Origin of the sequence: Burkholderia sp. Se-20378, from assembly GCF_017104665.1 — a bacterium.
Lineage (GTDB): Bacteria > Pseudomonadota > Gammaproteobacteria > Burkholderiales > Burkholderiaceae > Burkholderia > Burkholderia lata.
In genome coordinates this window covers 1-2,736 of sequence record NZ_JAAGPG010000784.1, presented here as the reverse complement: position 1 = coordinate 2,736, position 2,736 = coordinate 1, and the positions used below count along the sequence as shown (strand labels likewise).

Annotated in this window: 2 protein-coding genes and 1 pseudogene; 1 reads left to right on the top strand and 2 read right to left on the bottom strand. The window is 65.9% G+C overall.

Features of this window, described 5'->3' with window-relative positions; translation table 11 throughout:
- On the top strand, positions 1–858 hold an 858-nt coding region (locus G3N93_RS37475; RefSeq protein ID WP_206135281.1), incomplete at its 5' end, for a TraB/GumN family protein.
- Between the two features lie 560 nt (positions 859–1,418).
- On the opposite strand, the gene pxpA is transcribed toward G3N93_RS37475, so the two are convergent.
- Positions 1,419–2,183: a 5-oxoprolinase subunit PxpA gene (gene pxpA, locus G3N93_RS37470; RefSeq protein WP_046544226.1), complete on the bottom strand. Its 765-nt coding sequence runs from the start codon at positions 2,181–2,183 to the stop codon at positions 1,419–1,421.
- Positions 2,184–2,256: 73 nt separating this feature from the next.
- Positions 2,257–2,736 (bottom strand): annotated as a pseudogene (locus G3N93_RS37465) (allophanate hydrolase); the annotation flags it as partial.

Below are 2,736 nucleotides of genomic sequence, written 5' to 3'. Positions count from 1 at the left end.
CGCGGCACCGTGCGCGTGCAGCCCGCGCGCATGCCGTTCTACGTTGCAACCAAGGGCAAGGTCACGCTGTACGTGCTCGGCACGCTGCACACCGGCGACCCGTCCGATTACCCGAGCGCGCAGCCGTTCCGGCCGCGCATCCTCGCGGCGCTCGCCGCGTCGCCCACACTGGCGCTCGAGCTGTCGCCCGACGACCTGCTCGAATCGCAGGACGATGTGTCGAAGTACGGCGTCTGCCGTTACCCGTGCCTGCAGCGCCTGCTGCCCGAACCGCTGTGGCAGCGGCTCGCGGCGCGCCTGCGCGGCAACCCGGCCGCGCTCGCCGAGATCCGCAAGATGCGGCCGTGGCTCGCGGCGCTCGTCGTCGAGACCTACGATTCGCTGTCGGCCGGTTTGCAGACCGAATACGGCACCGAGGCGCAGTTGCAGAACGTATTCCTGAAGAAGAAGGGCGGCCGCGTGATCGGGCTGGAGACGCTCGCCGAACAGATGCGCGCGTTCACCGGGCTGACGCTCGCCGAGCAGCGCGAGATGCTCGCGCAGGACATGGTGCAGACGCCCGCGCAGAACGCCGACGACATCAAGGCGCTGCACCGACTGTGGCGAATTGGCGACGCCGATGCGATCTCGGCATGGGCGGTCGCGAAGAGCGAACGGCTCGCGCGTTCGAAGGCGTTGTCGGACGCGATCGACAACAAGATCGTGTACGAGCGCAACCGCCGCTTCGTTGCACGAATGACGGCAATCGCCGCACCGAACCGGCCGCTGTTCGTCGCAATCGGCGCGCTGCATCTGGGCGGCCCGCGCGGCGTGCTCGAATTGTTGCGTCAACAAGGTTACAGGGTCGACGCGAACTGATCGCCGTCACCGCTCCTGAACCGATCCTCCCCTGTTTGATTGACGTTGTGCGGGCGCCTTAAACGCCTGTATGGGCACGCGATTCGATAAGGAAAACCCTTGAATCGTCAGAAAATAGCGTTTCAAACGATTGACATCCCGATCTGCCAATATCTATTCTTCGATCCACAAGTTGAAAAAATGAAAAGAATAGAAAAAGTTCTACGGGGTAGCAGAAAATAAAGCGCGGGGTTAGCGCGTTGCCGGCACGTGATGCACGTGCCGGCCGCGGAAGTGTCTGCATGTACGGCGGGGCCAATCATCGTCGGACAACAACTAGGCATGCAGGCCGACTTGCGAGATAAAGCGACGTTCCGTCGTCCCACCGGGGAAAGGTAGTAATCGGGCGGCGGCGGACGTTTTTTAATCCGGAAGATTTTTCCGGCCACCGTCGCAAGACGGTTTCGGGGGGCGAATCGACAGACGGCGAAGCCGCAACGATTGCGCCAACGGAAAAGCGCCACGAGGGCGCTTTTTTCTTTTGTACGACGGATCGTACGCCGCTGGCGCGATCGGCCGGATCAGGCGCGTTCGTCGGCCTGCAGCATGCCGGGCGCGACCACGTCGACGCCCACCGCTTCGAGCGCGGCGCGAATCCGTTTCGCGAATACCAGCGCATGCGGCCCGTCGCCGTGCAGGCAGACGGTCTGCGCATTGAGCATCACCCATTCGCCGCCGATCGCACGGACTTGCCGGCTGCGCACCATGTCCAGCGTGCGCGCGATCATCGTGTCCTCGTCGTCGATCAGTGCGCCGGGCTGGTTGCGCGGCACGAGCGAGCCATCGGCGCGGTAGCCGCGATCGGCGAACACTTCCTCCACCGCGGCAAGCCCCGCGTGCCGCGCGGCCGCGACGAACACGCTGTTCGCGAGCCCGAACACCGCGAGCGACGGATCGAAATCGCGGATCGCGGACACGACCGCATCGGCGATCATCGGGTCGCGCGCGGCCTGGTTGTACAGCGCACCGTGCGGTTTCACGTGCGCGATGCGCCCGCCTTCGGCCTGCGCGATCGCCGACAGCGCGCCGAGCTGGTACAGCACGCCCGCGTAGATGTCGCTGGCCGGCAGCTGCATTTCCTTGCGGCCGAAATTCTCCGGATCGTGAAAGCTCGGGTGCGCGCCGATGGCGACGCCTTTCTGCACGGCCCAGCGCACGCAGTCGCGCATCGCGTTCGCACCGCCCGCATGCCACCCGCATGCGATGTTCGCGGACGTCACGAGGTCGAGCAGCGCCTCGTCCGAACCGCATCCTTCGCCGAGATCGGCATTCAGATCGATTTCCATGATGTTCCTCGTCCACTGATTGCGTGGCCCGTCTTCTCTACTGCTACTGCCTTCGGTACTGCTACCGCCATTGTCATGCCGCACGCGACTGGGCGCGGCGGCGCGCTTCCTCGCGCATGTCGATCGCCACGTCGATCTGCCGCAGATACGCACGTTCCGCAGCCAGCGCGGCGCGCGCGGCGTCGGGTGTCGTGCGCACGAAGCGGATCGGCAGGTTGAGCCGCGCCTGCGCGAGTTTCCACAGATCCGCACGGATCACCGTGCCGATCTTCGGGTAGCCGCCGGTGGTCTGCGCGTCGTGCATCAGCACGATCGGCTGGCCGTTCGGCGGCACCTGGATCGTGCCGGGCAGCACCGCGTGCGACAGCAGCTCGGCCGGCCGCTCGCGCGCGAGTTCGATGCCGGCGAGCCGATAGCCCATGCGGTTGCTGTTCGCCGTGACCAGCCATTCTTCATCCCAGAACGCCTGCTGCGAATCGGCGGCGAACGACGCGTAGTCGGGGCCCGGCAGCACGCGCACGGGCATCGCCCACGGCGCATGCGCGGGGCGGTA